Below are 25,381 nucleotides of genomic sequence, written 5' to 3'. Positions count from 1 at the left end.
ATAAAAAAGTAAAAAGATAAAATTGCGCTTATAGTAACAATTATGAGATAAATTGGGTAAGATTTTCCGTATCTATCTCGATAACGAGTATCAACCCATTTTCAAGGAGTGACAATGGCGATCAAAGACTGGCATGAGGATGACAGGCCACGCGAAAAACTTTTAAAATTTGGTGCAGCTCATTTGTCTGATGCAGAGATACTGGCTATATTTTTGCGGACAGGCACTCAGTCACAGTCAGCGATTGAATTAGCGCGGCATTTGATTGATCAGTTTGGTAGCTTAGCCGAACTATTGGCCGCTCCTCAAAAAACAGTGCTTGCCTGCCATGGTATTGGCCCTGCAAAATACGCCCAAATATTAGCCTCCCTTGAGATGGGTACGCGCTATCTAGACAGTCAACTCAAAACTGGGCAGTCGCTCGGCCGCTCACAAGCGGTCAAAGATTATATCAGTACCCAGCTGCGGGGTGAGCGTCGTGAAGTATTCGCGGTACTCTGTCTGGATAACGCTCTCAACCTTTTAAACTTTGAAATACTATTTACTGGTGGCATCTCATCATGTTCAGTCTGTATCAAGCACGTACTGCGACATGCATTAAGTCACGCTGCTAGCCAACTTATTATCGCCCACAATCATCCTCATACCGATGCCAAGCCGTCGACGGCAGATAACTTACTGACCTATGAATTAAAAAAGGCCTGTGATTTGTTAGATATCTCGCTTGTCGATCACATTATCGTTGGACGTAATGATACTTTGTCTTATGCCGAAAGCTGTACTGCCCCTTTTGGCTAGCTTATTGGTTAATTATAGATAGTAGCTAGTTATAGATGACAGCTGGCTATGTAATCTACGTAGCTGCTTGTCAAACCTCCAAACCATCATGTTTGATACATATCATCGACAGAGCGTAGCATTTTGGCTCTTGATAGTTATAGACAACTGTTTCATATTAGTAGCCATTATTGTCATTTATTTGTCAATTACTTGCTAGACCGTTAATACTAGTATTTGAAAGACGTAGAATCGAACACTTAGTGATTAACAAACCATTCGACATACTTATAAAACAGTTAGTGACAAGACGAAAAATAATTATAGTCAGTTTTTTCACTCACATACTTTTCGCAGTTTTTATTCAGCATTTTAAAGGAGATAGTCATGGCAATTGGCTTATTTATTTTGGCAGTCGTCATACAGTTAGCCGTGGTCTTGGCCATCTTTTTGTTGTCCTTATCACGTGTCACGGGTAGCATCGTTGCCCTAGTTACGGTTATCGTCACCGCAATTATCAGTCCATGGTCGCTCATTTTGGGTATACCACTAGCACTACTGTGTTTAGTGCTACTGATATCACCGTTGCGTCAATCATTGATTACTAAGCCTGTCTATAAGGCATTGGGCGGCGCGATGCCGAGTATGAGTGACACAGAGCGTGAAGCGCTTGATGCGGGTACCAGCTGGTGGGAAAAAGAGCTGTTTATGGGTGCGCCGAACTGGGATACCTTTGCCAACTATCCTTATCCGCAGCTTTCAGAAGAAGAGCAAAGTTTCATTGATAACGAAGTAGAAGCCTTATGTGTCATGCTTGATGAGTGGCAGATTCAACATAAAGATAAAGATCTATCGCCTGAGGCATGGCAATTTATCAAGAGTAATGGTTTCTTAGGTTTAATCATTCCAAAAGAGTTTGGCGGTTTGGAATTTAGCTCTTATGCGCAAAGCCGTGTAATGAGTAAAATCGCTTCGCGCTCGCCAACGGCTGCTGTGACCTGCATGGTTCCCAACTCGCTCGGTCCTGGTGAGTTATTGATGCACTATGGTACAGAAGAGCAAAAACAGCGCTGGTTACCAGGTCTTGCAAAGGGTGATGAAGTGCCCTGTTTCGGTTTGACTGGGCCCGAAGCTGGCTCTGATGCAGGTGCAATTCCTGATACAGGTGTAGTCTGCTACGGTGTGCATGAGGGCGAGCAAGTGCTTGGCCTACGTATGAACTTCTCAAAACGTTGGATTACTTTGGCCCCTATCGCTACTGTCGTTGGTCTAGCATTCAAAATGCACGATCCAGAAGGTCTGCTTGGTAATCCTGAAAAAACCGATTATGGTATTACTTGTGCTCTGGTTCCCGCTGATCACGAAGGCGTCATAACAGGGCCACGCCATAACCCAATCGGCTCACCATTTATGAATGGTACGGTCGATGGTAAAGATGTCTTTATCCCGTTAGATTACATCATTGGCGGCGTTGAGAACGCTGGTCGCGGTTGGCGTATGCTGATGGAATGCTTGGGCGTTGGGCGCGGTATTTCCTTACCTGCTCTGTCAACATCAGCCAGTGAGATGACCTATCTATCTGTTGGCGCATTCGCAAAAGTCCGTGAACAGTTCAAGATATCTGTAGGTAAGTTTGAAGGTGTACAAGACGCCACTAGCCGTATGGCGAGTAATACCTATATGTTAGAGGCGTTCCGTCATTTAGTCACTTGCGGACTGAATCAAGGTGGTACGCCATCTGTGATGACGGCTATGGCAAAATACTACGCGACTGAAACCATGCGCAGCGTCGTCAATGACGGTATGGATGTAGTCGGTGGTCGTGCGGTACAAATGGGTCCACGCAACTTCTTGGCCACGCCTTATCAAGCGATTCCTGTCTCTATCACCGTTGAAGGCGCAAATATTCTGACGCGCTCACTCATGATCTTCGGTCAAGGTGCGATGCGTTGCCACCCTTACCTGTTTGATGAACTTCAATTACTACAAAGCGAAGATAAAGCTGCTGCTACTAAAAAATTCGATACCCTTTTCTTCAAACATTTAGGGTATACGTTTAACCGTGGGGCAAAAGCCTTTGTAGCAGGTTACGTTGGTGGTAGTAATGATGCACCAAATTTCGCTGATGCATTTACGCGCCCCTACTACAAACATATTAACCGTCTGAGTGCGAGCTTTGCCTTGACTGCTGATATGGCATTGGGTCTATTAGCAGGCGATTTAAAGCGTAAAGAAATGCTCTCTGGTCGTTTAGCAGATATCCATAGCCATCTGTTTATTGCGACTGCTATTTTGCAATTCTATGAGCACGGCAGCAAGTCTGAATCTGAACGCTTGCATGCCGAAGTTGCGCTACAAACCAGCTTATATACGATTCAAGAAGCCTTTGTTTCTTTCTTTGCCAACTTCCCTAATCGTATGGCAGCCAATGTGGTTAGCTTCGTAACTTTCCCAAGTGGACGTATCTTTACCCCTGCAAGCGATGAACTGAAACGTCAATTGGGTGATACTTTCATGGATGACTTTGCAGCCAATCCGTTCCGCGACTATCTCAAAACCATGGTTCATTACAATACTGATGTAGATGACGTGACTGGTCGTATGGAGCATGCTTATCAGACTCTAATCGAGATTGAACCATTATGGCAGAAATTCAAAAAGGCGGAGCATAAAGACAGCTTTGAAGGGTTAACCTTTGAAGACCATGTGGTACACGCCAGTCAAAATGGTGGCATTACCGAAGAAGAAGCAGAAGTGCTCATTCAATATAATGCCATGCGTTTTGATTCATTATTGACTGATACATTTGATGCGCACCTATCAGAAGCGCTAGAGCGTAACAATCCACATGCCCTCGAAAACGCGGTTCACCAACTGACTGACTACGCAGAGCTAAAAAGACAAGCTCAGAATAAAAACGGTATCGCTGTGGATAGCGATGCATCTGCTGTTGACGAACTAGCCACTAATGAGATAGGCAGTACTGCAGATGCAGACAACCATACTGGCGACGCCAATCCTAACCATGGTTATGAGAATGATGGCGATGTAGAGTTAGTCAGTGAGCAAGATACTGTCGAAGAAGTAAACTCGCAGACAGATTTTGAAGAATCAAAACCTGAAGTAGAGGCACTAGATCATCGCCATCGTGATGCTGAATCACATCTTAATGAGCGCATGGGTAACAACCATAATCGTCACATTGCACCATCTGACGAAACAAATACTGAAGCGGGTGATAATGACATTAAACCATTAGATCACCAGTCTCCTTCGCCCCGTGAAGAAGATGATAAGGTTTAATGGTCTACGCTGTTTTTAATATTATTATTAGACGGTGGGTTTAATTATAATTTATAATAAAATTTTCACTTCTTATCAGCCAGACTATCTATAAACGATAGTCTGGCTTTTTTTTAGTTCTACCGAAAAATTGAACCCAACCAATCGTATAAATATTACACTTCTCTTTCCATTTTAATAACTTGAAATCACTAGCTCTATATAAATAGTTTGATACGTTCACTTATTCTAAGCGCTCTTTCATAAATATTTTGTTTCATATAAGAAACAAACCGTTTAGAATAAATATTGACTGTATTATGGGCACATAGTTATAACGAGAAATGTACATTTAGAATAAAATGAGAAAAAAAATCTTGCAGTGCCCTTAGCTATTCTTTTATATTGTCCACGAAAATGTGACATCGAGCGACAATCACAGGAACTTAATAGTCATAACAAGCTTTGCAGTAAGGCTGATAAGTACAACCATGTTGGCTAATAAACACTTACTATAAAGCTGTTATGCACACAAAGGATATGAATTATGTGGAAGAATTTGGGACTGACGGGCAAGATCATTGTTGCCATGGTGCTCGGTATTATACTGGGTCTATTCATAAACTACTCAGGACTAAACGGCGAAGGTAGTTTTGTTGATACTTATATTACTAATGGCTTCCTCGCCATTGTCGGTAAGCTATTTGTCAACTCGCTAAAAATGTTGGTCGTACCTTTGGTGCTTATCTCACTGATTTGCGGTGTATGCGGTATTGGTGATATTCGCTTACTTGGACGTATTGGTACCAAAACGTTCATTATTTATATGTTCACCACTGCACTTGCTATTGCAACTGCGATTGGTCTTGGTTCGCTATTCGGTATCGGTAAAGGCATGAATATCGCGTCTGAAGCTGAGTTTGAAGCAGCGTCAGCGCCGCCTCTACTTGATGTGTTCTCTAACATTGTCCCATCAAACCCTATCAGCGCGATGGCAAATGGCGATATGTTATCGATCATATTCTTTGCTATCTTGATCGGTGTCAGTATCTTGATGGTAGGTAAACCTGCTAAAGGCTTAGTGCAGAGCCTAGAGCTTATCAACGAAGTCATCTTAAAGATGGTGACAATCATTATGAACCTTGCACCATATGGTGTATTTGCTCTATTGACCAAAGCAATGGCAGAGTTAGGTTTAGACCTGATCTGGTCACTACTTGGTTATGTCGCGGTATTGGTCGGTTCATTGGCCTTCCACTTCTTTATTACGATGATGATTGTACTCAAAATCGCATCAGGTCTATCTATTAAGACGTTCCTGGCAAAAATGCGTGAAGTTCAAATCTTTGCATTTAGTACGTCAAGCTCGAACGCGACGATTCCTATTACGTTGCGTACTGTGACCAAGCGTATGGGTGTAAATAACTCAGTTGCGTCGTTCACTGTTCCTTTTGGTGCTACTATCAACATGGATGGTACGGCCATTATGCAGGGTACTGCAACCATCTTTATTGCCAATATTTATGGTATTGATTTGGGCATAACCGAATACTTAACCGTTATCCTGATGTCAGTACTAGCATCTGTTGGTACGGCTGGTGTGCCTGGTGTTGGTCTCATCATGCTATCTATGGTATTTGCTCAAGTAGGTCTACCAATCGAAGGTATTGGTCTAATCTTGGGTGTGGATCGTATTCTGGATATGTTACGTACTGCTGTAAACGTGGGCGGTGACGCTGCTGTTACCACTATCGTGGCAAAATCAGAAAACAAAATGGATCTGGCTATTTACAACGATCCTAACGCTGGTGCAAAAGACGTATTTGATGGTCACATCGATGAAGACAATGGACGTGAATTCTCTGAAGTCTTTAGTGATGGCATCATGGGTAGTGAATACGATGATGTTGATCGTCGCCGCTAATCCAATCTTGCTAGATGAAAGTGCATAAAATAAAAAACCTCAGTCAAATTGGCTGAGGTTTTTTTATAGGCAATAATCAGCAAATAGTAATAGTTGATACTATTTAGCCAAACACATACTTAGTCAGCATCGCCAAACAGACCAATACAATCACTGGGCGAATCAATTTGCTACCGCCTTTGACTACCATATGTGAGCCAAAGTAAGCACCGATGGTTTGTCCAACCATCATCGCCAGCCCCACTTTCCACAGTACGTTACCACCCAAAATAAAGAAGATTAACGAGCCAATATTGGTCGATAAATTCAATACTTTAGCTGCGCCTGTCGCTTCGATAATTTGACGACCACGTAATGCTACATTACCAAGCGCAAAGAACATACCAGTACCTGGACCAATATAACCATCATAAAAACCAATCAACGGCGCTACTACTTTTTGCCATTTACTCTCTGAGATACGCGGTGCCGCTTCTACTTCACCCAATCTAGGAGCAAATAATGTATAGATACCGATAGCCGCGATCAAAAATGGAATCACTTTTTCGAGCAAGTCAGGTGGTGACATCTGTACAGCAATAGTGCCGATAACGGAACCAATAAAAGCGGCGATGATAGCTACTTTGATACGTTGTGGTTTGACCACCCCTTTTCTAATCATAGTGACAGACGCAGCTAGCGCGCCTGATGCAGCTTGCAGTTTATTGGTACCGAGCGTTAATACTGGTGGAATATTGGCCAGTAGCATGGCAGGGATGGTCAACAGTCCGCCGCCGCCAGCGATAGCGTCAATAAATCCTGCCAATGCGGCCACCGCAGTAAGCATTAAAATAATCTCTAACGAGAAAGTTAAGTCCATGACACTGACCTGCAAAATTTTATAAGAAAGAAAAAGGAGTTCTAGGATAAGATTAAAGTGTCACTATTGATAAGCTGACCGCTTACCAGTACTGGCAAAAGAAATAACGACACGTCGTACAGCGCTGCTCATTATAAAGATAAAACCGCAAAAAAAGCCAAAAACGTCACAAAGTCTGCTAAATTTGTTCAATAACGTTCCGAATATACTCAATCAAATAGCCACTTATTAAAAAGATGTAACGACTTACAACTATTGTGCTCGTTAAATCCTCTTTATAATATTGCTATTGTGAATATAAAACAGTAGACCGTTAGCGTTGGCTCGACGTATTTTGTTGTCTATATTGATAAGAGTATGAGAAACTGTTTCTGTCTATTTGTTACTTCAACATTATAAGTAGCGCAGACATTGATGGATATTTGAGGTTATTTAGTAAATTGCACTTAGCGAATGAGGATGATATGGCAATACGAAGGATTAAGGCATTTTTTGAATTTGAGGCAGCAGGCGGAATCGTCTTAGCATTGGCTGCCGTTGCTGCAATGATCATTGCCAACTCCCCTCTTAATGTGTGGTACGAAAGTTTTATCCACGCACCAGTTGCGATTCAAATTGGTGACTTTGCTATTGCAAAAGATGCTCACCACTGGATCAATGATGGTCTGATGGCAGTGTTCTTTTTCTTGGTTGGATTAGAGCTTAAGCGCGAAGTACTGATTGGTGAGCTGTCCAACGTCAAGCAAATCATTCTACCAGCTGGTGCAGCATTGGGCGGCATGATTATGCCAGCAATTGTATATATACTTTTTAATCTCAATGAGCCTGAGTATTGGAAGGGCTGGGCAATTCCTGCTGCAACCGATATCGCATTCGCACTTGGTATTTTAAGCCTGTTAGGTAGCCGCGTACCCAACTCCCTAAAAGTCTTCTTAGTCTCTATCGCTATTTTTGATGATATTGGTGCGATTTTGATCATCGCTCTATTTTATACCAGTGAATTGTCATTAGAGTCGTTAGCAGTAGCTGGTCTATGTCTGCCATTCTTATACCTGCTCAATCGTCGCAATGTGACCAATATCACGCCTTATCTGCTGATCGGTATCGTCATGTGGATTGCGGTACTCAAATCAGGTATCCATGCAACATTGGCAGGTGTGGTATTAGCATTATTTATCCCTATGTTTGACCGTACTGATCCTGAGCATTCTCCGCTAGAGGAGCTAGAGCATGATCTCCACAACTCTGTCGCCTTTGGTATTTTACCAATATTTGCTTTTGCTAATTCAGGCATCTCACTCGAGGGTGCAGGGCTTGCTGAGCTATTCCACTCAGTCCCACTAGGTATCGCTGCAGGTCTATTTATTGGTAAACAGGTAGGCGTTATGGTCATGTGCTGGTTAATCTTTAAGCTTGGTCTATCTACTATGCCAAAAGGCATGGACTATAAGCAAATATATGGCGCAGCATTATTATGCGGTGTTGGTTTCACCATGAGCTTGTTCATCGGTGGCTTGGCTTTCGCTGGCGACACCACTATGTTTGATGAGCGCTTAGGCATTATTATGGGTTCAATCGTCTCTGGTATCGCGGGTTATATCATGCTGAAAGTAAGCTTGAAAGACAATGTTAGCAGTACATCAGTCGATTTGACTCGTCCGCATTAATGGAGTTGAGAGTAGCTTATAGTAGTACTGCTGAATCGCAATACCACTTATAAGTTACTTTTATTTTGTTCATGTGTGCGTTATCGAAATATCTATAAGTGACTTAGCAATCAATCACAAAGCTGCATAATGTAGTTGATTGCTAGCATCGTTTATTTGCGTTCATAGTTATGATAGTTATCGGAGCTAACCGTGTACCGACCTATACACCGCGTTGTACGTCATCTGACATTGGGATTGTCTGTTTTCGGTAGTATCTATCTGTTAGCAGGCTGCGCAACACTATCAAAGCAAGAATGTCTCATGGGTGACTGGCAAACTATCGGTTATAACGATGGCGTCGCAGGTTATCATTCAGACCGCTTAGCGTCCCATACCAAAGCCTGCGCTAAAGCCAGTGTCACACCTAACTATCAAGCGTGGGAACATGGTCGCAAGCTTGGTCTACAGCAATACTGTACTATCAGTAATGCCTACAATATTGGCAGACGTGGTCGTCAGTTAAACAACGTTTGCCCAATCACTATGGTCAATACATTGCAATCGGCTAATCGAAAAGGGTTAGATTACTACGCTTTAGACAGTCAGTTAGACGAAGACAATCGCCTCTTAGATACTTATCAATCAGAATTCGATAAATTAGAAAATGGTGAAATGCTCGATTTTGCTAATGAAAAAGAAGCCCGTGCAAGGCTACTATCGCTGTCTGATGAGATTCGTAATACTAAACGCCGTATTCAAGCGACGCGACAGCAATTGGATTCATTGAATCAGTCCAATAGTTTTTATGAATGATTATGATAAACAACTATCGTAATGCAAGTTTTACACTCTAAAGCGCGCTCTCACTCTGAAAATGGTACTTGATAACTATGGATAAAAAAATCATCAATACGGCAAGTACTCCAACTGACAAACCTGACCTCCAGTCATCGAATGCTTATCAGCGTCATGGACGTACCACTGATATCAATGACCATAGCGACTTACAAGTTTTAAAACGAATTAAGCGTTATCTATTACCAAAAGACTTTACGATCTCACCTGCTCTACTTGATGAAATCGTGGCAGGTTATGATATTGGTGACCCACTCGCAGACGCGTTAGCTGCTCAAAACATAAAATTTGTAAAGCCTTTACAGCAAACTATTCTCGGTAACCGTTTAAGTGACAATTTAAATAATAGTCTAAATAACGACCTTATAACCAATCCTTCATTTAGCGCGCTCACTGAGCAATTTAGCAGCCATCCCGACTGGTTCGACCCGAAGCTTGCCCAGATAGGGGCGGTTGCCTACCGCCGCTATCCATTAATGCTCATTTGGCTACTGCGTAATGTGGCCCTGATGGCAGGCTATAGCATTCCTGCTCTTTCACTACCGCTCATTCAGACGGGCGCACTGATGCACGATGCACTACCTCGATTGATGCGTACTTATGCCTATATCTTAGCCGTGTCTGAACACCCTTCATCCGATACAAGCACACGTAACCAACACAAACCTATCGATCAAGTGCTAGCTATCGGTTCTGAGGGTTGGCGTCAATCTATTCAGGTGCGTCAGATACATACCTTAGTACGGCAAAAACTACTCAAAGGAAAAGGCAATGCTGCCACAGGCGTGATACCAAATGCTGAGCAACATCATAATTCTGATGGTAGTTGGAATACCGACTATTGGGGCATACCTATCAATCAAACCGATATGATTGCCACCCATTTGCAATTCTCATTACTGATTATGCGTGGACTACGATTGCTAGGCGCACGTATTAGTACAGAAGAAGCCGAAGGTATCTTACATCTATGGAATCTTGCCAGTTATTGGATGGGTGTTGATCTAGATCGCTTACCAAAAGATGAGGCCGCGTGTTGGGAGTGGCTCTATACCTATCTATCGGTACAGCAGCTAGACTTTAAGATGGGTCAACCACTAGCAAAAGCATTGCATGATTTACCTCGCCAGCTAATGGGTGAGGACAATCGCCGTGGGCGTTTTGTGGAAATGGTCAACGCAAGTGTCACTCGCACCTTGGTCGGTGATGATATTGGTGACGGGCTAGACTTACCAAAGTCAAAGATACGCTTTGGTGTGTTGTCCTCAGTACCAATTCTTTTTGCGCTCGATACTGCACGTCAGCGTAATGCGTCCGTTGCTCATAAGCTAGAGACATTCCGTGCCAAACGCCAAGACAATATGAACTGGTGGCTTAAGAAAAATGATGATTATTATAAGTAGATAACTGTGTTAAGTAGATGACATCTATTAGCGTTTATTTGCTACGCGGTAATACCACTCTAGTTGTCGATCAAAGCCTGTTTCTAGTAGGTTTGCAATCACACGTCCTGTTAGTCCCCAAACCGTCTCACCATCGACTTGCCAGCTAGGTGTTAGGAGGGTCGCGATTTCTTCTTGCATCTTATACTCAACTTCATACTCTACAGTTGGTTGAGTAACTAGTGACTCAAAATCAGCCCAAAAAATACGTGATATTTCTCCAACTTCAGGTACTAGTATTAGACCAGGAGCGATGAGTGCCACGATTGGACGTACGCTCAGACCACTTTTTGAAGTTTGAATAGGCAATTGACCAAGTAATTGGACTTTGTTAGGTGGTAACGCTGTCTCCTCACAGGCTTCACGCAATGCAGTCACGACGTTATTGCCATCCCCTATCTCATACTTACCACCAGCACAAGATACCTCGCCAGCATGACTATTCATATGGGCGGCGCGGCGTGTCAGTAGTAGTTTAGGCCTACGCTCATGAGTAATGGCGACCAATATTGAGGCATCGGCAATCGGTGTCTGATACAGACTGTCTAAAACACGGTTACTATGAGAGGTATTATGAGCCTCATACATCGCTGGACTTGTCAGCGTATTTAGAGTCTCATGTTGTACTCGTTCAGCTAACTGACGAAGCGTCGGATGTCGAATGAAACTAGGTACAGCGACTGATAGGTTATCGAAACTCACAGCCTCCGGAAGGGATAACATTATAATTGCCCTATGTTTTTATCATTATTAAGTGGTATCAATAGCATCGTTCTCGTCTTTGTTCATTAAAAATACGGCTACCAAATAAAACCAGTAATGTATTTATCTTTTTTGGCTATTTGATTGATTAGTATCTATGGTCTCAATAACTACTGACCACTCACTAGACTAGCGCAATATAATAGTAGCTGCATGCTATTTATGTGACTGATTCATTGCTTATCAATGCTCAACAACGGCACTTTTAATAAATGATAGCCAGCCTATCTGTGAAATGATACGTTACTGTTATCGTGATTCTGTCCGTCGATAATATGTGCTATCTTAAGACGATGGCTGTTTCTTAGAATAATATATTATATAGTTGAGCTCATATAAGTCAGGTACATCTGCATTAGATACGTTTAAATTAGGTATGTTTAAATGAGGCACGTTTGAATGAGGTACATTGTCAGGTTTAACCAATCTACTGCGTACAATATTTGTCTCATCACTCTTAAATCTGACTTATCTTCAAACACTGACACTGACACTGACACTGACACTTCAAAATATAGGTCTTATAATCTATAAAAAACATCATACACAATAACTTTTACAACAAGGTAGTTAATATGCACTATTGCCTCCAATGCGGTCATAAAGCAGAACGAAAAATCCCACCTACGGATAATATGCCGCGTTTGGTATGTCCAAATTGCAACTATATTCACTACGAAAACCCAAAAGTTATCTGTGGTTCGCTAGTCGTCCATGAAAATAAAGTATTACTCTGTCGCCGTGCTATTGAGCCACAATATGGCCTATGGACAATACCTGCAGGCTTCATGGAGAATGGCGAAACCATGGCTGAAGGCGCAGCGCGCGAGAGCTACGAGGAAGCAGATGCGGTGGTGCTGCATCCACATTTATACTGCATTTATGACTTGCCAGATATTGGACAAATCTACTCTATCTACCTAGCCGATCTAAAAGACGGTGCGTATGGTACTGGCTCAGAAAGCCTCGAATGCGCATTATTTAGTGAAGAAGATATCCCGTGGGATAAACTCGCATTTGAAGCTATTCGCCGTACTTTAAAAAGCTACTTTGCAGATCGCAAGCAGTTCAATGAGCTGTCTGAATTCCCAATTCATCAAGATAAAATTGGCAAAGATTTGAGTATCAAACGGTTTTAATCAACTACCTAACCGCAAAAAGCCAAGCATCATGCTTGGCTTTTTTGTACTTAATAGTAGGTTTTACTGATTTAGCCCTTTATTCTACAAACCTCAAAACCCAGACCTTTTACTGTCTCTTCTTTATCATAAGGCGCTAGTACCGCACGTACATGCTTTTGGCCTTGCAGGTATTGCTTTGCAACACGCTGTAAATCAGCGACCGTCACAGCCAAGATTGATGCACGCATTTTACGTTGCCAATCAGCACCGCGATGATGCAAATTCGCAAAACACGCTTTGATCGCCTCACCTGCTGGAGAACCTGGCTTATCCATACCTGAGATAATACCTAAGATAGCCTCTTCCAGTTGCTCATCAGTTTGTGGTTCGTTCAATAGCCATTCAATACTATCGTCAAAGTGAGCAAAGGTCTCAGCGCATTGCGGATCACGATAGCTAAAGAATTTAAAGGCGCAAGCATTGGCATCGTAACCTGCACCGCCACCATAGGCACCGCCGCGCTCACGAATCGCACTGTGCAAATAACCGTTACGTAAGTAAGGCGCTAATACCATAAGTGCAGCGGTATCAGGATGATCAGCAGCAGATACAGTATAAGCACTGGCATTATGATAGACGTTGGTTGGCACTAGCCATGCCAAGTCTTCAACATCGAGCGTCACGCCATTTTCTAATGCTTTGACTGCATCAGTCGCGCCATTTAGAGCCGTATCTAGTTGCAGGTTTGCAAACTCGCTTGGGATATTTGCTGCCGCATTTGTTAAATCGTTACTAGCGGTTGACGCTTGGCTGTCTTTCCAACTATCGACGATCAAGCTGCTTAAGCGTTCGGTTTGCTCTGCTTCACAGATAATAACGGCATGTTTCGGCAAGCTGATCAGGCGTTGATGTAAGTCCATCAAGCTCGTTGCCAGTTGATCCCATTGAGCATCATCAGTACTGGCATGTGCCAAAAAGTCTTTAAGTGCGTTCAATGCTGGTAGGCCGCTGCGTACGTATTCCAACTGTGCTTGGCGGCTCATACCGCGACTGGCCGTTTGCATCGCATATGAATGCCCTGAACCAGCAAGATTTGACTGCCAACCTGCTTGACGCTGTTGTAAGATCTCTTTGATACGGTCATGCTCAGAGAAGATACTGTGCTCCATCACTTCTTTGAGCAGGTCAATCGCTTCAGGTTTGCGATTCAGCGCACGCGTTGCCACGACAAAATAACTGCTAATCGCTTGGCTGTCATCGACGTTGGTACGTTGGCTAATACGAGCGGTCACACCAGAAGAATGTGCCGCTTGCTTGGCTTGCATTTCGTGAGCGCTAAGTGAATCAGTACCTAACTCAGACAGTAGACTCAAATAAATAGGCAGCAATGGATGATTAATCACATCATTGGCTGGTAACTCATCTGCACTCGTATTGCCAATTGCCTCAGTAAGCGGAACGATCACTTGATAGTAATAGATGCCATTGGTGCCAGCTTCATATTCAAATAGCGTGCTGTCCTGTCCGCTCAGACGCACTTGCTTTTGCGCACCTTCTTTAAAGCTAATATCCGTTGGTACGTCTTCTAGACCTACTTTTGGCAATAAGCTCAAATCATCTGGCGCGGCTTGACGTGCTGCCAAATCTAGAGCTTGTTGCTTTAGGATAGCTTTGTCATCAGCAGTCAAATCCATCTCGATAGTATCAAGACGCGTCTGCTCAGCTGCTGCCAAACGTGCTGTTTTTTCACTATCAGGAGTCATCGTTACGCGTACACGATGCGGATTATCCAATAGATGCGTTTTGATTAAACTCGGTAACCACTGTTCATCTTTTACTTGCTCGCGTAACCACTGTAGATGCTCGTCTACTTCCCAAACGTCGATAGGATTACCATCATGAATGGCCGTACTAAAACCCTCTAACATGAGGTTCAGGCCATAAGGAATGCTATCGCCGCCGATATGACGTTGATCAATTTCAATCTGATGCAGAATGGTTTCGATTGTCTCGTCATCGACTGGTGAGTTGGCTACTTCAGTCAGCAAGTCAATAATGCCCTGCTCTACTGCTTCGGCATGCTCAGGGTTCGAACCACGCAGACCTGTATAAAAGGCCATTTCATAATGGCTATCATCAAGCCCTAATAGCGGACTTGGCGCTTTGCCCAGTGGATGGCTATCAAGATAAGCGCGCAATGGCGAGCCTGCATGCTCAATCAATACACCCTCTAACAGACGTAATGCTAAGCGCTGCTTAGGATCAGTAATCGACGGCAATAACCAAGCAACTACGTGATGAGTTTGATCTGGCCCCGCTTCATCCGCAGTATAAGTATCGACCGCACTCACTGGCGCAGACAAACGCTGCTCTGGACGCGATACGTGCTTTTTACCGGCTTCAAACTGAGTCAAGGCATCTTCATGTATTTTCGCTTGCGTCTCAGCAACAGGGATATTACCGAAACTCATGATGACGCTGTTTGACGGATGATAATGGCTCTGATGAAATTCAGTCAGCTCAGTGTGCGTCAAGTCAGGAATGTCAGCAGGATCGCCGCCTGAATTATAGTGATAGGTCGTCGTTGGGAATAGGTGATGCGCAACCGTATGATACAGCTGATCGATCTCACCGCTCATCGCGCCTTTCATTTCATTAAAGACGATACCTTTAAACTGTGGCTTGTCATTTTCGTCAAGCTCGACGCGGATACCTTCTTGCGCAAAGTCGAGCGGATGGATATTTGGGAAAAATGACGCGTCAAGATACACAGCGAGCAAGTTAAAATAGTCATTTTTGTTTTGCGTCGCATACGGATACGCAGTCCAATCGGCGGCAGTCATCGCATTCATAAACGTGTTTAATGAGCGTTTAATCATTGAGAAAAACGGATCACGCACTGGGAACTTGTTCGAACCACACAAGGCCACATGCTCTAAGACATGCGCCTCACCCTTTGAGTCCATTGGCTGGGTGCGAAAGCCGACCAAAAACGCATTTTCATCACTTGGGTGTGCCAGATGATAATGCATCGCTCCTGTTTTTACATGCTGACTGATCAGCACATCCATCGATAGCGCCTCGATATGGCGATGCTCAATCAACTCAAATGCTGGATGCAACGTTAAATCAGCAGTAAATGGCGTGTCCGTCATAGTTATCCTTATCGCTTATTATGCGTATAGAGCCCTGTCTATCAGGGAAAATAGAGTAATAAATTGGCTAAAAAAGAGTTGGCTTAGCGCTATTAGTGGGGCTGCGACATGGATAAGTCAAGGCAGCAGCCATGCAATAATCTATGCTGCTATTAACTTTATTCATTGAATACTTAGCACGACAAATTTAACAATAACCATACTTTTATTGTGGTTTTTATACTTAACGAAGGTAGTTCGCGCTGCTAATATAAAGTTAACTACCTAAAAGGAGCTTCTTATGAGCTACCAACATATCTTACTGGTGACTGACCTACTGCCTGACGCGGATGAAGTAGCGCTAAAAACCAAACGTATTCTCGCAGGCTCTCCTGATGCCAAATTATCTGTGCTGCATATTGTCCAAGATGACATGGTACGCTTTGGTTATGAGCTAGTACCTGCTTCGAGACTCTCAGGTGATGTCGATGGTGAGAAATGGCAAGAAGCACGGACTAAACTGGCAAAGTTTCTCGAATACAATCAGCTAGAAGCTGCCAACTATGAAGTGACAGCCGCCATTTCTAATAGCAAAGGTATCGTTGATTATTGTCATGAAAAAAACGTCGATTTACTGGTTATTGGACGCCACGAGCGTCATGGTATCGCCGCGTGGTTGGTAAAAGCAACCGCCGATAGTATATTACCCAGCGCCCCTTGCGACAGCTTGGTTGTTCGACTGGATAAGCCTGTACCAGAATAATGAGCAATGTTTGTCGCATGCTAGATCTTCAATCAAGCGGGCTACTTACGACGACTGTAACGACCGGTCTTGGTAGACCACAAAAGACGACAAGCTTCACTTAACAGTGCCCTAGAGTAGTGCTATAGTAAATACTATCTGACATGAGGAAGACGCTATGAGTTACGAACATATTTTGCTGGTTACCGACTTACTCTCTGATGCCGATATAGTCGCCCAAAAGGCCAAGCGCATCGTCGAAAACCGTCCAGGCTCTAAGCTATCTGTTTTACATATTGTCAAAGACACCATGGTTGGCTTCGGCTATGAGCTGGTGCCTGCCTCTAGCCTATATGATGAAATTGATGACGAGCGTTGCCAGGAAGCGCGTGCCAAGCTAGCACAGTTCCTTGAACGCAATCAGCTAAATGCAGCAACATCAGAAGTCACGACTGCTATCTCTAGTAGCGAAGGCATCGTCAGCTACTGTCATAAACACGATGTCGATCTATTGGTCATCGGACGTCACAAGCGTACCGGTATTGCTGCATGGATCAGTGGCGCAACTGCCGATAATATACTACCCAATGTACCTTGCGACAGTTTTGTGGTTAGGCTGGACAAACCTGTTCCAGAATAAAAAAATACGCTTTAATTGTCTGATGCTCCCAGAAAACATCTTAAACATAAAAATGCCGTGTCACTTTTAACGCGGCATTTTTATTGTCTGTCGTTTTAGATTTATCGTCTAATCTTATTGAATGATATCTATAAAGGTTTGCCAAATAGGATTTTGGTGGCGGGCTTTATGCCAGACTAACCACCATGTCCTTGATAGGTCAATTCCTGCTACATTTACTTGTACTAGCTCACCTGTCGCCAACTCTGTCTCAATCACATGCTGCGATAGACAACCCAGTCCAATATCTGCACTTACCATGTGTTTGATGGCCTCAGACTGATGTATCGCCTTTACCACCTCTGCATTGGGTAGATATTTTAGTAATTGCTCATCGATAATCTGCCGTGTGCCTGATCCTGCCTCGCGTACCAGTAACGGTAACTGCGCTAGCTGGTTAATGGTCAGCTGATAGCACTTTTCATCTTCGTTATAGGTAGCAACATCCTTTAGCCATTTGCTATCACACTTGGCAAATATCATCAGCGTATCGGTACGCCACTCACGCTGTTCAATGGCTTTCATATCTATCGGACGCGGCATACCTTCTACCAGTGCGATATCGATATTTAGCTGCTCAACCTCGCTCACCACTTCTTGAGTATTGGCAATATACATATCGACATTGGCATCGGGTAGCACCTCATATAGCTTGCCAAGCAACGACGGCAGCACATAGTTACCGATAGTGGTACTAGCGCCGATATGAATCTGTCCTGCTTGATACTGATGATAATGCTCAAGCGTGAGTGACTGCCCCAAAATAGCCTGGGCTTGTATATAAATAGGATGAGCATTGGGATGCTGATTGAGCCGACGACCGACACGCTCAAATAGCGGCATTTGTAGTCTGGACTCTAACTCTGTCAGCGCGCTACTAACTGCTGATTGTGATAAATGTAGCTCCTCACTAGCACGACTGGTGCTGCCTGTTTGATAAATACTGACAAAAACAGCAAGCTGCTTAAGCGTGATTTTTGGCAATGTCTGCACAGATTTTTTCATGTTATTGAAAATGCCTTATATTGCTTTATGTCAATTTTTCATCTGTCTTATTCGTTAGGTATGTTTTTTTTGATGCTCATGCATGGTATATCGAATTTCACAACAAATATTAACCTAAAAAATCGATAGTTTATATCTTATTAATCTGTTTTTATTATAAAAACAGTGGGCTTATACTGTTTATTCATAAGCTTATGCTTATCTTAATATAAGTAATAGGATGCCGCACTATGCATACACTTGTCCAAACAGTCAGCAACGCTGTTCACAACTATACTCCTAATCACCGTCACGTAGCGGGATTGCTAGTCGTTCTGATGGGTAGTTTGTTTTGTTTATGGTTGGACAGCAGTTTGGATGTATGGTCAAACGGACGTATCGTCGGTTTATCCTCTTTAACGCTAGCGATATTGCTAGGTATGATCTTAGGCAATACCATTTACCCCAGATTCACTGAACGTTTAAACGGCGGCGTCTGCTTTGCAAAGGGGCAAATCCTACGCCTTGCGATTATGTTCTATGGGTTCAAGCTGACGATGACCCAAGTTGCTAGCGTTGGTATGCCAGCGATTATGACCGATGCGCTCGTACTAACGTCGACCTTTCTGCTGACCTATTGGTTAGGTACTAGATGGTTAAAAGTTGATAAAGAAACGGTTATCCTGATTGGCTCAGGAGCGAGTATTTGCGGAGCTGCTGCCGTCATCGCCGCAGAGCCAGTGGTCAATGCAAAAGCGCATAAGGTCACTATTGCTGTGGCAACCGTCGTAGTTTTTGGGACTATCGCAATGCTGCTGTATCCTTTTTTGTATCATCTCGGCTGGTTACAGCCTTGGCTAAGCGCCCAGCAATACGGTATGTACACAGGCTCAACCGTACATGAGGTGGCGCAAGTCGTGGTCGCAGGTAATGCCATCAATACCGAGATTGGTGATACTGCTGTCGTAACCAAGATGATACGCGTCATGATGCTTGCGCCTTTCTTACTCGTGCTGTCTTTCGCATTAACTAAGGATCGTACCGTTAATAATGCACCTGTCGAAGAAAGTAATGATAAAGACGAGACCACATCATTTATGACCCGAGTCAAACAAGTAAAGGTACCATGGTTCGCATTTATCTTTATTGGTATTGTATTGATACATACTTGGGTGCCAATATCTGAGAGCATCGTACGCAGTATGATTATGCTAGATGATGTGTTACTTACAATGGCTATGTTTGCACTAGGTCTGACCACGCATCTGAGCGCGATTAAGCAAGCTGGCGTTAGACCGCTTATCCTAGGTGCCATTATGTTTGGTTGGTTGATACTGGGCGGTGGTCTGATTAATATCGGCATCAGCTTTATATAACAATCTGTCTGACCATTCTCAGCTTTTTACTCCATCACTGAATACGAAAAGCCTCCAACTATTTATAGTCGGAGGCCTTTTTATATCTATCACTTGGTCTAGTATGATTGGCTCAAACTTTTAATCCTGAACTAACATTAAACTTAATACTTTAAACACCAAGGCTTTAAATACTAAATCATAGACGAAAAAAAACGAACCCGAAGGTTCGCTTTTCTACATCTATTTATCTATCTGTCTATAAGGACAAATTAGATAGCAACGATGTTATGTGCTTGTGGGCCTTTTTGGCCTTGAGTTACAGTGAACTCAACTTCTTGGCCTTCAGCCAAAGTTTTGAAACCTGAACCAGTGATTTCGCTGTAATGAGCAAAAACGTCTGCGCCGTTTTCTGGAGCGATGAAACCAAAGCCTTTAGCTTCGTTGAACCACTTAACTGTACCTTTTTGAACGTCTGACATAATATAATCCTACTTTTAAATTTATTAATGGTCTAGTGACCGGTAACGCTTGCAAATAGCTACTGAACGATAAATATTAAAACGAAGGATTATAACTAATACTACGAGGTAATGATTTGGTGCAGAACTGCTCTTAAGCTTGGGCATATTATAAGTCGAACATCCTAGTATCGCAAGTCTTATCTCATGTTTAGTGTAACTAAAGCCCTTTATTGATCAATTTTTGCCCAAATTGCAACGAATTTAAGCATTTGGTAAACGGAACAAATATATCGCAACCCCACTACAAACAGCGGCTACCAGCCATGCCAGCCACATCATATCAGCAGGCAATCGATAGAATAACATGATGGTCGATGCTGCCATCATAATAGTCGCTAAGCACTTGGCATACAGTGGAACGGCGTGTTTCTCCTCCCAATCTCGGACGAATTTGCCAAAGTATCTGTGATTGATCAGCCAAAAATGAAAACGTCGAGAACTGCGTGCCCAGCACCCTGCTGCTAGCAAAATAAAGGGCGCGGTAGGCATGACAGGTAATAGTATCCCGATAAGACCCAATATAAAAAACACCCAGCCAAGTATCACAAATGTCCAACGCAACATCGGATGCTTGGATTGATCAGTTTTCGGTCGGTAATAAAATACTTTTTTATTATTGGTCATAGATTTCATATCATTGGAAAAATGGTCATTGGTGCCAGTAGTGAGCCACCTAAGAATGATGACTACACGAGGTATAGCATGCCGTAGTCAGACAAACTGTACAAGACAGCTTATATGGCGTTTTTGCTATCGATGCGTATATTTGGTGCGTAATTGGGTAAGTATCAACGAGAAACAATGCATTAACGAGAAGTACGGCGTTCTTCTATCAATACTTGTAGTAGAAGCAACTATTACTAACCGCTATCGACAGGAGCTGTCATAACAACCTATTATAAAAAGCTGCTATCGAATATAAGCCACTACCTATCTTGCGATGACCTACCATTACCATGCCATACATACTTGCGTCACCTCTTATAAGTCGTCTATGATGACGCAGTAGCTATCGATTATCGATAATAGCCATTAGTAGTACGATTCAGCAGCAGTATTTCTTAAAAATTATGTAATACCAATCAATCTTGTCGGGGTGCTTTGATTTAACGCTGTAAATACAGCCCAGATCATCGCTGAGACATACCCGTGAACCTGAAGCAGTTAGCACTGACGTAGGAAACAAGCGCGACACGCCTTAAAAAGTCTACAAGTAAGAACAGTCTATAGATGTTGTACTGGTGCCAAACATATCGAACGCTAAGCACCTGATAATTAGCATCGAGACGTCACCTCTCTTATTTGGCCTTTCTTGTTTTACCTTAATAGCATCAGTCTGATTGTTTCCCATACTCAAAAAAGGAAACAACCATGCAGCCAAACACTAAACTTACTCTAACTCTCGAATGGTTTTTGAACCCTGACCATCTACCCTTTATCGCTGGTGTGACGACAGGTGCATATGAGCAAGCAGGGCTTGATATTACCATTATCGAGCCAGATGACCACTATGACGGCTTTGCTGAATTACAGAACCAAAGTATCGACTTGCATGTCAATGAGCCTATCCATTTGTTTGAGCATTATGCGCCCAATCTGCGCGCGCTAGGCTGCTTTTTTGAGACTGATGGCGGCATACTGATGCAACGCGCGAGCATGGATAAATTAAAGAACAATCAGCCTATTCGCATCTGTACCCCTGCCGCTGAGGAAAAAACCAATCGTATTGGCTTTGAGATATTAGCACGCTATGCCAAGAAAAACGGCTTTACTATCAGCCGTGATAACGTGAGCTTTGTGCAAAAGGACTTTTATCATATAAAAAACCTGCAAGAAGACCCAAGCCTAGATGGCGCATGGCTATGCTTTTATAACTTTGAGGGCGTTGAAGCGACTCATGAAGGGTTGGACTTTACATTTATTGATCAGAACCTGTCACCTTATCCTAACTTCTCGGCGTTAGAAATCCTCACGACTGATGAGATCTATACTGCAAAAAAAGACGCGATAGATACCTTTATCCAAGTGACCAGCCAGATGACTGAGCTGTGCAAAAATGATCCAGATGCTGCCCACCGTATGTATTACGACTATAGTAAAACCGAAGCCGATGCGCTGATGGATGCCATCATTGATAATACGCTAGGCAGATTGATCACACCGATCACGCCTGATGCAAGTAAATGGCAAGACCTACGCGAAATGCTAGCTGAGATCGATATCGTGACATTGACTGACGAGCAGTATCAATCTCTGTGGGCACTGTAGGCATTTTATACGTTAAGTTATTTTAGAAACTAAGATATTGTAAATAATAAAAAACCGCCATCGTATTTGCTGTGGTGGTTTTTTAGTCAGTAATAATTAAACGGCGATAATCAAATAATCAGATTATTGCTGCACGATATGATCGGTTCAATTTAAAAGTAGTACAAGGCAATCGAGTGGTGACGCAATAATACTTTTATAATGAAGTGACGATACCAAGTTGCTTGGCTTCTTTTAGCCAGCTTGGAAACTCTTCTAGCATGTTTTCATACAAGGCTTCTTCACTGATATCATCCAAATCATCGAGTTCAAAAAAGTCGCAATTATCAATCACACGCCCTTCCATGTCATCTAGTTTTTTGAGGATGCCATAACCACGACCACCCAAGCCCACAAACTGCCAAAATATCGGCAGTTTCGCCGCTTCCGTCATAACTCTAGTGATACCGCGATTGTCATTCACCCCGCCATCACTGATAAATAGCACGTATATAGGCACATCCAAGCCGTCTTTTTGATAAAACTCCGTTACCGCTTTCATGACTTCTGCTTCATTATTGATACGCGGGCCAAGTGCCCATTTGCGCCAGCCGCCATGAGCGTTTTTAATAAAACCGTCATAGTTGCTCAGCCCAATCTCGCCCAAATACTGCGGATCTCGGGCAAACGCCCAGCAGTCTAGCGCTTGGTCATCATCGAAGTTCACTGCTAATGGCAATATGCGGTTGACCACTTCTTGCACACGGCCTTTTTTGTACTGTCTGTTCATTGAGCCTGAGGCATCTAGCACCAACGCGACCTTTGCGGTTAATTGCTGCAGTTGGCGTTTCTCAAGCGATATCGTAGCTTTTTTGGCGAGATTGACCAGTTTTGGCGCTTTGTCTAGCATGACCTTTTCGAGCGACGGTTTTGTTTGCGCTGGTGTGGCGGTTACATCCGCTGCTTGTGGGCTGCTCTCTTCTACGTCGCCACCGAAATGCTGCACGATGGCAGCAAGTCCACCATTAAAGCCTTGCGCGACGTTAGATACTCGCCACACACCGCCTTTACGATAAAGCTGCATCAACATACTGGCTTGCTGCTGAGCAAAGTCTGCTGCTTGATACTCTGCCTGTGCCTTTTGCGACTGTTGCCAAATGCCAATCTCTAACGATTGAATTTGATTGAGCGGTGTGTCGGCTGATAATACAAAAAATAAGCTGTCTATATTAGTCGCCAGTTTGGATAAATTAACTTCAAACTCAGCTTGAATGCCTTTACTCGCCGTTGGCTGCGACTCGTAATGGGTGAGCTTGATTTGCCCACACGGAGAGGTTGGCTGATTATAAAACACCATGTAATCATCATTAATCAGTTTGCCCGCTGCGTCTAAGGCAAAGCAGCTAATGTCCATCTCTATTGGGCTTTGGCGAGTGAATTTGAGCGTGATAGGTGCGGTATCGTCAATAGCAAGGTTACTTAAAGGCGCGCGTTGTCCGACGGTGAGATGGTTCATGATGTTCCTTACGTTAGCGTGTTATTCCTTTAGAGATAATAGACTAATTACTGATATAAAAAAACCACGCCCAGTTTGAACTATGCGTGGTTTCTAATATCCAATCAGTTATTAAACAGTAATCTAAAGTTACTCGCCACATTAATTATTAAGGATATTCTCTCTCTCCACCGTAAAAGCTTTAAGAAATATAGGTTCTCTAAGCTCTTTGAGCTTGTCAAAATTACTTATATCAGAATACATTTGGTAGTCATCCTTTGATATAAAAGCATATTTTTCAATTTGATCCTTCAACCAGTTGTCAGTTATTTCAACTAAACGTTTTTTACCTTTACTAGCATTTTCATTTTTAGGTAAAAGTGCTAAATTGAAAAGGCTATGCACTATAACTTCTTTATTGGCTATGACAGAGTTTTTGAATAAATCTTGTGGAATTATATGATCCACCTCAATCTTACATCTTGAATCAGGGCCTTGTATCTTAGAAAGCGCATAGAAATGATAAAGTAAGGGATCCATCAAGGCACGAGTAATTTTATTGCCATCAATAGTTTGGTTATTAAAAATCTCACTTAACAACTCTCGCCACCTCTCTTGTTTTACTGGTGTAAAAACATCACCCTTACTTTCAAAATTACTGATATTGTTAGCTATTTTTGAGTCGCTAGAGCCTCGCCAAACTTGGTTTACATACTCATAGATAAGCGTATCAAATAAGATAAAACTATTTTTTTGGAACTGTCTCATTCTTGAGTCATTACCTATGGGCTTGCCTTTTCTAACCCAATCTTTATATACCAAAATTGTAAAGTTAAGTGCTATAGCATCACTTAAGCGATTAGTAACTTCAAACTTCCAAGATTCTAAATATTTGAAGTAATCATAACTTAAAATAATCTTATGAAGATTATTGATTTCAGATATTAATGTCTCGAACTTTACATCCCATTTGATATCTTTATCTCTACCTAAACTATCAATATCTTCTTTTCTTACTCCACTTTCTAAAATTCCAGACAAGAGCTTAAAACCTAAAGTAATGGTTTTCGATAAGTCTGTGTGAGTTTCCGAAAAGCTTTTGAAGAAAAATTGTGAGTAATCTAATCTTGATAGCAATGTAGCTGGTAAATCCCATTTGACTATATCAGTATTAGGTACGTTTATCTGTTTATAGAGTTGTTCAACAGCTGCGGCTTGAGATGAGTTAAGATTATCTATAACAATATTCCAACTTGGCTTAGCTGATAAAATCTCAACAGCGCTTAACTTAGTACCTTTAGAATTAATAATATTAAATATTTTCTGAGAATCAACAGAACTTAAGTTCTTAACTTCAATTAATCCTATCTTAGAGTTTAAATATATATTCGTAATCTTATCTAGAATCTCGATTCTCTCTATTATCTTTTCCCAGTTTCGATCAATCTTAATATCAACTTGCTTCTTTATGTTATCATCATAAGAAAAACGTTGATTAAAAAACTCCTTGAAACTACCTTTGTCCTTATAGTTGATCCCTTCATCACTAC

The 25,381-nt window shown here is 42.5% G+C and carries 19 protein-coding genes; 11 read left to right on the top strand and 8 right to left on the bottom strand.

The window, feature by feature from the left end:
- Positions 1–114 precede the first annotated feature (114 nt).
- The 3 genes from radC to ACT3QN_RS08310 all read left to right on the top strand — a co-directional run bounded on the left by radC (position 115) and on the right by ACT3QN_RS08310 (position 5,983).
- On the top strand, positions 115–798 hold the full coding sequence (radC, locus tag ACT3QN_RS08320; RefSeq protein ID WP_444523765.1) for a RadC family protein: 684 nt from the start codon (positions 115–117) through the stop codon (positions 796–798).
- Between the two features lie 366 nt (positions 799–1,164).
- A complete protein-coding gene (locus ACT3QN_RS08315) occupies positions 1,165–4,080 on the top strand; it encodes an acyl-CoA dehydrogenase (protein ID WP_444523766.1) in 2,916 nt (971 codons plus the stop codon).
- 526 nt (positions 4,081–4,606) lie between these two features.
- Complete coding sequence (locus ACT3QN_RS08310) at positions 4,607–5,983, top strand: dicarboxylate/amino acid:cation symporter (protein WP_444523767.1); 1,377 nt, start codon at positions 4,607–4,609, stop codon at positions 5,981–5,983.
- Between the two features lie 103 nt (positions 5,984–6,086).
- Here the strand turns inward: ACT3QN_RS08310 and ACT3QN_RS08305 are convergent, their stop codons facing one another.
- Positions 6,087–6,842, bottom strand: a complete 756-nt coding sequence (locus ACT3QN_RS08305) for a TSUP family transporter (protein WP_444523768.1) — start codon at positions 6,840–6,842, stop codon at positions 6,087–6,089.
- A 464-nt stretch (positions 6,843–7,306) separates the two neighbouring features.
- On the opposite strand from ACT3QN_RS08305, the gene nhaA reads away from it, so the two are divergent.
- From nhaA to ACT3QN_RS08290, 3 genes are all read left to right on the top strand, one after another.
- A complete protein-coding gene (gene nhaA / locus ACT3QN_RS08300) occupies positions 7,307–8,509 on the top strand; it encodes a Na+/H+ antiporter NhaA (RefSeq protein ID WP_444523769.1) in 1,203 nt (400 codons plus the stop codon).
- 192 nt (positions 8,510–8,701) lie between these two features.
- Positions 8,702–9,304 (top strand): DUF2799 domain-containing protein, encoded by a 603-nt coding sequence (locus ACT3QN_RS08295; protein ID WP_444523770.1) that lies wholly within the window; start codon positions 8,702–8,704, stop codon positions 9,302–9,304.
- Positions 9,305–9,381: 77 nt separating this feature from the next.
- Positions 9,382–10,749, top strand: coding sequence for an oxygenase MpaB family protein (locus ACT3QN_RS08290; RefSeq protein ID WP_444523771.1), 1,368 nt, complete (start codon positions 9,382–9,384; stop codon positions 10,747–10,749).
- A 27-nt stretch (positions 10,750–10,776) separates the two neighbouring features.
- Here ACT3QN_RS08290 and ACT3QN_RS08285 read toward each other — a convergent pair whose 3' ends face one another.
- Positions 10,777–11,511: an NUDIX hydrolase gene (locus ACT3QN_RS08285; RefSeq protein WP_444523772.1), complete on the bottom strand. Its 735-nt coding sequence runs from the start codon at positions 11,509–11,511 to the stop codon at positions 10,777–10,779.
- 614 nt (positions 11,512–12,125) lie between these two features.
- On the opposite strand from ACT3QN_RS08285, the gene ACT3QN_RS08280 reads away from it, so the two are divergent.
- Positions 12,126–12,689, top strand: coding sequence for an NUDIX hydrolase (locus tag ACT3QN_RS08280; protein WP_444523773.1), 564 nt, complete (start codon positions 12,126–12,128; stop codon positions 12,687–12,689).
- A gap of 71 nt (positions 12,690–12,760) precedes the next feature.
- Here ACT3QN_RS08280 and ACT3QN_RS08275 read toward each other — a convergent pair whose 3' ends face one another.
- Positions 12,761–15,826 carry an insulinase family protein gene (locus ACT3QN_RS08275; protein ID WP_444523774.1) on the bottom strand — a complete coding sequence of 1,022 codons (3,066 nt, stop codon included), beginning with the start codon at positions 15,824–15,826 and terminating at the stop codon, positions 12,761–12,763.
- A 280-nt stretch (positions 15,827–16,106) separates the two neighbouring features.
- On the opposite strand from ACT3QN_RS08275, the gene ACT3QN_RS08270 reads away from it, so the two are divergent.
- Complete coding sequence (locus tag ACT3QN_RS08270) at positions 16,107–16,568, top strand: universal stress protein (protein ID WP_444523775.1); 462 nt, start codon at positions 16,107–16,109, stop codon at positions 16,566–16,568.
- Between the two features lie 157 nt (positions 16,569–16,725).
- On the top strand, positions 16,726–17,187 hold the full coding sequence (locus ACT3QN_RS08265; RefSeq protein WP_444520298.1) for a universal stress protein: 462 nt from the start codon (positions 16,726–16,728) through the stop codon (positions 17,185–17,187).
- Between the two features lie 114 nt (positions 17,188–17,301).
- On the opposite strand, the gene ACT3QN_RS08260 is transcribed toward ACT3QN_RS08265, so the two are convergent.
- On the bottom strand, positions 17,302–18,231 hold the full coding sequence (locus tag ACT3QN_RS08260) for a LysR substrate-binding domain-containing protein (protein ID WP_444523776.1): 930 nt from the start codon (positions 18,229–18,231) through the stop codon (positions 17,302–17,304).
- A gap of 230 nt (positions 18,232–18,461) precedes the next feature.
- Here ACT3QN_RS08260 and ACT3QN_RS08255 point away from each other — a divergent pair, with 230 nt between their 5' ends.
- Positions 18,462–19,586, top strand: a complete 1,125-nt coding sequence (locus ACT3QN_RS08255; RefSeq protein WP_444523777.1) for a YeiH family protein — start codon at positions 18,462–18,464, stop codon at positions 19,584–19,586.
- A gap of 251 nt (positions 19,587–19,837) precedes the next feature.
- On the opposite strand, the gene cspE is transcribed toward ACT3QN_RS08255, so the two are convergent.
- Entirely contained in the window at positions 19,838–20,047 is a 210-nt protein-coding gene (gene cspE / locus ACT3QN_RS08250) for a transcription antiterminator/RNA stability regulator CspE (protein WP_068403593.1), read from the bottom strand.
- Between the two features lie 243 nt (positions 20,048–20,290).
- A complete protein-coding gene (locus ACT3QN_RS08245) occupies positions 20,291–20,713 on the bottom strand; it encodes a YbaN family protein (protein ID WP_444523778.1) in 423 nt (140 codons plus the stop codon).
- A 747-nt stretch (positions 20,714–21,460) separates the two neighbouring features.
- Here ACT3QN_RS08245 and ACT3QN_RS08240 point away from each other — a divergent pair.
- A complete protein-coding gene (locus tag ACT3QN_RS08240) occupies positions 21,461–22,357 on the top strand; it encodes an ABC transporter substrate-binding protein (protein WP_444523779.1) in 897 nt (298 codons plus the stop codon).
- Positions 22,358–22,553: 196 nt separating this feature from the next.
- On the opposite strand, the gene ACT3QN_RS08235 is transcribed toward ACT3QN_RS08240, so the two are convergent.
- Both ACT3QN_RS08235 and ACT3QN_RS08230 read right to left on the bottom strand, forming a co-directional pair.
- On the bottom strand, positions 22,554–23,852 hold the full coding sequence (locus ACT3QN_RS08235) for a VWA domain-containing protein (RefSeq protein ID WP_444523780.1): 1,299 nt from the start codon (positions 23,850–23,852) through the stop codon (positions 22,554–22,556).
- Between the two features lie 141 nt (positions 23,853–23,993).
- Positions 23,994–25,381, bottom strand: a 1,388-nt coding sequence (locus tag ACT3QN_RS08230) for a hypothetical protein (RefSeq protein ID WP_444523781.1), incomplete at its 5' end; no start/stop codon positions are given.

The organism is Psychrobacter sp. AOP7-C1-14, assembly GCF_052376135.1.
Lineage (GTDB): Bacteria > Pseudomonadota > Gammaproteobacteria > Pseudomonadales > Moraxellaceae > Psychrobacter.
This window is presented reverse-complemented; position numbering and strand designations above follow the sequence as displayed.